The 4,096-nt window shown below is 53.5% G+C and carries 4 protein-coding genes and 1 pseudogene; all 5 read right to left on the reverse strand.

Features of this window, described 5'->3' with window-relative positions; all coding sequences use genetic code 11:
- Positions 1-132 (reverse strand): annotated as a pseudogene (locus CW267_RS29615) (RNA helicase); the annotation flags it as partial.
- Entirely contained in the window at positions 125-205 is an 81-nt protein-coding gene (gene yrbN, locus CW267_RS29620; RefSeq protein WP_085903200.1) for a protein YrbN, read from the reverse strand. The pseudogene CW267_RS29615 and the gene yrbN, both read right to left, overlap by 8 nt.
- A 104-nt stretch (positions 206-309) precedes the next feature.
- On the reverse strand, positions 310-1,194 hold the full coding sequence (gene nlpI, locus CW267_RS29625) for a lipoprotein NlpI (protein ID WP_002918241.1): 885 nt from the start codon (positions 1,192-1,194) through the stop codon (positions 310-312).
- A gap of 108 nt (positions 1,195-1,302) precedes the next feature.
- Complete coding sequence (gene pnp / locus CW267_RS29630; protein WP_008806626.1) at positions 1,303-3,438, reverse strand: polyribonucleotide nucleotidyltransferase; 2,136 nt, start codon at positions 3,436-3,438, stop codon at positions 1,303-1,305.
- Positions 3,439-3,680: 242 nt separating this feature from the next.
- Positions 3,681-3,950 (reverse strand): 30S ribosomal protein S15, encoded by a 270-nt coding sequence (gene rpsO, locus CW267_RS29640; protein ID WP_012540479.1) that lies wholly within the window; start codon positions 3,948-3,950, stop codon positions 3,681-3,683.
- Positions 3,951-4,096 lie beyond the last annotated feature (146 nt).

Raw genomic sequence — 4,096 nt, forward strand, 5'->3', positions numbered from 1 at the left:
GCGGCCGTCCAGCAGATGCGGAATGCACTCAGCCTGGATCGGAGATGGTTTTTCGTAACCCAGATCGTTAAGCGCTTCAAGGATGGGAGCCTTCAGGCCCAGATCTGCAAAAGTGGTTTCGAATTCAGCCATGTAGTACGTGTGCCTCAAAATTAATGGCGGCCAGTCTACATAACTCATCGTGAAAATTTACGGTAATTTTCATTGAAAAGTGTGAACCGGCTCAAAGTAGGTGTATTAACGAACAACAACGCCCTCACCCGCAAAGGTGATGGCAAGCAAAAAACTATGGGCTGATGTGTTCGTCAGCTATTGCTGGTCCGATTCTGCCAGGTCATCTTGCTCCTGGCCCAAGAGCGATAATTCCAACAATGCGTATCGGTGCTCAACGTAGTTATGTACGTTGTTAGCGACCGCCAGTTTGAACAGTGCCGTAGCGCTGTCCTTGTCCCCCAGACTTAGGTAGTACTTACCTAAATAGAAGTTGGTTTCACTGAGATGCTCAGCGAGCGAGGTGTTATCCGTTGCGTCTGCCTTCAGACGAGTCATCAGCTCTTTTTCGCTAATGTCGCCAAGGTAGAACTCGACAATGTTCCATCCCCATTGCTCTTTGTCCGACTTGTTTAAGCGCTCTCTGAGTGCTTCAAGCGCCCGCTTCTCGTCGAGTTTACGCTCGGCGATATAAAGCCACAGGCTACGGAAAGGATCATTGGGATCGTCTTGATAAAACGCCAGCAGATCATCTTGCGCTAACTTAGCCCGGCCGCCGTAATACAGGGCGATACCGCGGTTCAAGTGCGCGTAGTTGTAAGTTGGATCAAGCTCAAGTACAGAATCAAACGCTTCATAGGCAGCATCAAAATTGCCTGCCTGCGTTAAGTAAATGCCTAAGTAATTGAATACTTCAGGCATATCGGGTCGGATTGCCAGCGCTTGTGAAAAATCATTTCGCGCTAATGCCCTCAGACCGAGACTATCATACAACACTCCGCGCTCATATAAAAGCTGTGCGCGTTCGTCATCGGATAAAGCCCGACTGGCAAGAATTTGTTCCATGCGTGCCAGAATCACTTCTTGCTGTAAAGTCGGTTGCAATGGTACTGCGAGGACGGCGTCCTTACGCCAGGCGGTGCTACTGCATCCTGCCAGCGTGAGAGCTGTCGCCACGAAACACCAGCGCAAAAAAGGCTTCATTTCCCACTCCCGAAGACAACGATTGGATGAACGTCCTGTTCCCCGGCTGCAAACGAGGCGTCCTGCCCGTAAAACGCCCTCCGCAAAAGCGGAGGGCTAACGGCAACCTTACTCGCCCTGCTCGGCGACCGGAGCTTCCGGCGCTGCGGCAGACGGAGTCTGTTCAGTTGCTTCTTTGATGCTCAGACGAACACGGCCCTGGCGGTCAACTTCCAGAACCTTAACCGGCACTTCCTGACCCATCTGCAGGTAGTCAGTCACTTTCTCAACGCGCTTATCAGCGATCTGCGAGATGTGAACCAGACCTTCTTTACCGCCGCCGATGGCAACGAACGCGCCAAAGTCAACGATACGGGTCACTTTACCATTGTAGATGCGGCCAACTTCGATCTCAGCGGTGATCTCTTCGATACGACGGATAGCATGCTGTGCTTTATCGCCGTCGGTCGCTGCGATCTTCACGGTACCGTCATCTTCGATTTCGATGGTGGTGCCGGTTTCTTCGGTCAGGGCACGGATAACAGAACCGCCTTTACCGATAACGTCTTTGATCTTGTCCGGGTTGATCTTGATGGTGTGGATACGCGGTGCGAATTCAGAGATATCGCCGCGCGGCGCGTTAATCGCCTGCTCCATCACGCCCAGGATGTGCAGACGCGCACCTTTAGCCTGGTTCAGAGCAACTTGCATGATTTCTTTGGTGATACCTTCAATTTTGATATCCATCTGCAGCGCAGAGATACCGTCGCGGGAACCCGCAACTTTGAAGTCCATATCGCCAAGGTGGTCTTCGTCACCCAGGATGTCAGACAGAACGACGAAGTTGTCGCCTTCTTTCACCAGACCCATTGCGATACCCGCAACGGCGGCTTTCACCGGCACACCCGCATCCATCAGCGCCAGAGAGGCGCCACAGACGGAGGCCATGGAAGAAGAACCGTTGGATTCGGTGATTTCAGACACCACGCGAACGGTGTACGGGAATTCGTCGATAGTCGGCATCACGGCCAATACGCCGCGCTTAGCCAGACGACCGTGACCGATTTCACGACGCTTCGGAGAACCCACCATGCCAGTTTCGCCTACGGAGTACGGAGGGAAGTTGTAGTGGAACAGGAAGGAGTCGGTGCGCTCGCCCATCAGTTCGTCGATGTTCTGCGCGTCGCGTGCGGTACCCAGAGTCGCGGTAACCAGCGCCTGCGTTTCGCCACGGGTGAACAGTGCGGAACCGTGAGTACGCGGCAGTACGCCGGTACGAACGTCCAGACCACGGATCATGTCTTTTTCGCGGCCATCGATACGCGGCTCGCCTGCCAGTACGCGGCTACGAACCACGTTTTTCTCGATGGCGTGCAGGATTTCACCCAGCTCGTTAGCGTCCAGGGTTTCATCTTCGGCTACCAGCGTGGCGATGGTTTCAGATTTGATCACGTCAACCTGAGCGTAACGCTCTTGTTTGTCGGTGATACGGTAAGCATCGCTCAGGCGGGATTCAGCCAGCGCAGCCACGCGCGCGTTCAGCGCTTCGTTGACGGCTTCCGGCTGCCAGTCCCAACGCGGTTTACCGGCTTCTTTCACCAGGTCGTTGATGTTCTGAATAACAATCTGCTGCTGCTCGTGGCCGAAGACCACCGCGCCCAGCATCTGGTCTTCGCTCAGCAGTTCAGCCTCGGATTCAACCATCAGCACGGCCGCTTCAGTACCGGCAACCACCAGATCCAGTTTGCTGGACTTCAGTTCTTCCTGGGTTGGGTTCAGTACGTACTGGTCGTTGATGTAACCCACGCGCGCGGCGCCGATTGGGCCATTGAACGGAATACCAGACAGGGACAGCGCAGCGGAAGCGCCGATCATCGCGACGATATCCGGGTTAACCTGCGGGTTAACGGAAACGACGGTGGCGATAACCTGAACTTCGTTAACGAAGCCTTCCGGGAACAGCGGGCGAACCGGGCGGTCAATCAGACGCGCGATCAGGGTTTCGCCTTCGCTTGGACGGCCTTCACGACGGAAGAAACCACCCGGGATTTTACCGGCAGCGTAAGTACGCTCCTGGTAGTTAACAGTCAGCGGGAAAAAGTCCTGGCCTGGCTTCGCTTTTTTCTGACCCACAACGGTCACGAATACCGCGGTGTCATCCATGCTAACCATCACAGCGGCCGTTGCCTGGCGCGCCATCATGCCGGTTTCCAGGGTTACGGTATGCTGGCCGTACTGGAATTTACGAACGATCGGATTAAGCAAAATTCTATCCTTTTTATCTATAAATCACGCCATATCAAAGATATAGCGTCTATTGACCCGATCCTCTGCATCCTCGCGACTAATGACAACCTTTACCCGCCCCTGCGGATGAAGCCTCTCATTAGCCGCGCGAACCTCTGCATGAAGATCATTACTAGCAACAATACATGAGTTTTGAATGAATTGCTGCCGCCCGGTCGAAAAAAGGGGCCGTCAGGCCCCTTTTTCTGAAACTCGCAGAATTAGCGACGCAGACCCAGACGCTCGATCAGCGCAGCGTAACGTGCAACATCTTTACGTTTCAGGTAGTCGAGCAGTTTACGACGCTGAGAAACCATGCGCAGCAGACCACGACGGCTGTGGTGATCTTTTTTGTGCTCTGCAAAGTGGCCCTGCAGGTGGTTGATCTGTGCAGTCAGCAGTGCAACCTGAACTTCGGTAGAACCGCTGTCGTTTTCGCCACGACCAAACTCAGAAACGATTTTTGCTTTAGCTTCAACGCTTAGAGACATTTTAGAACTCCAAAAATTAAAAGAAAGAAAGGGTGCCGATCTCTAATTCAGCGACCCCTGATGCAACGCCCGAAAATGTTAAAACACTTTAGCGGACGTTAAGCGGCGATATTCTACTCGTAGCAGGCTTTTATCGCAAGAAAAGC

The organism is Klebsiella sp. X1-16S-Nf21, from assembly GCF_002837615.1.
GTDB classification, from domain to species: domain Bacteria; phylum Pseudomonadota; class Gammaproteobacteria; order Enterobacterales; family Enterobacteriaceae; genus Klebsiella; species Klebsiella variicola.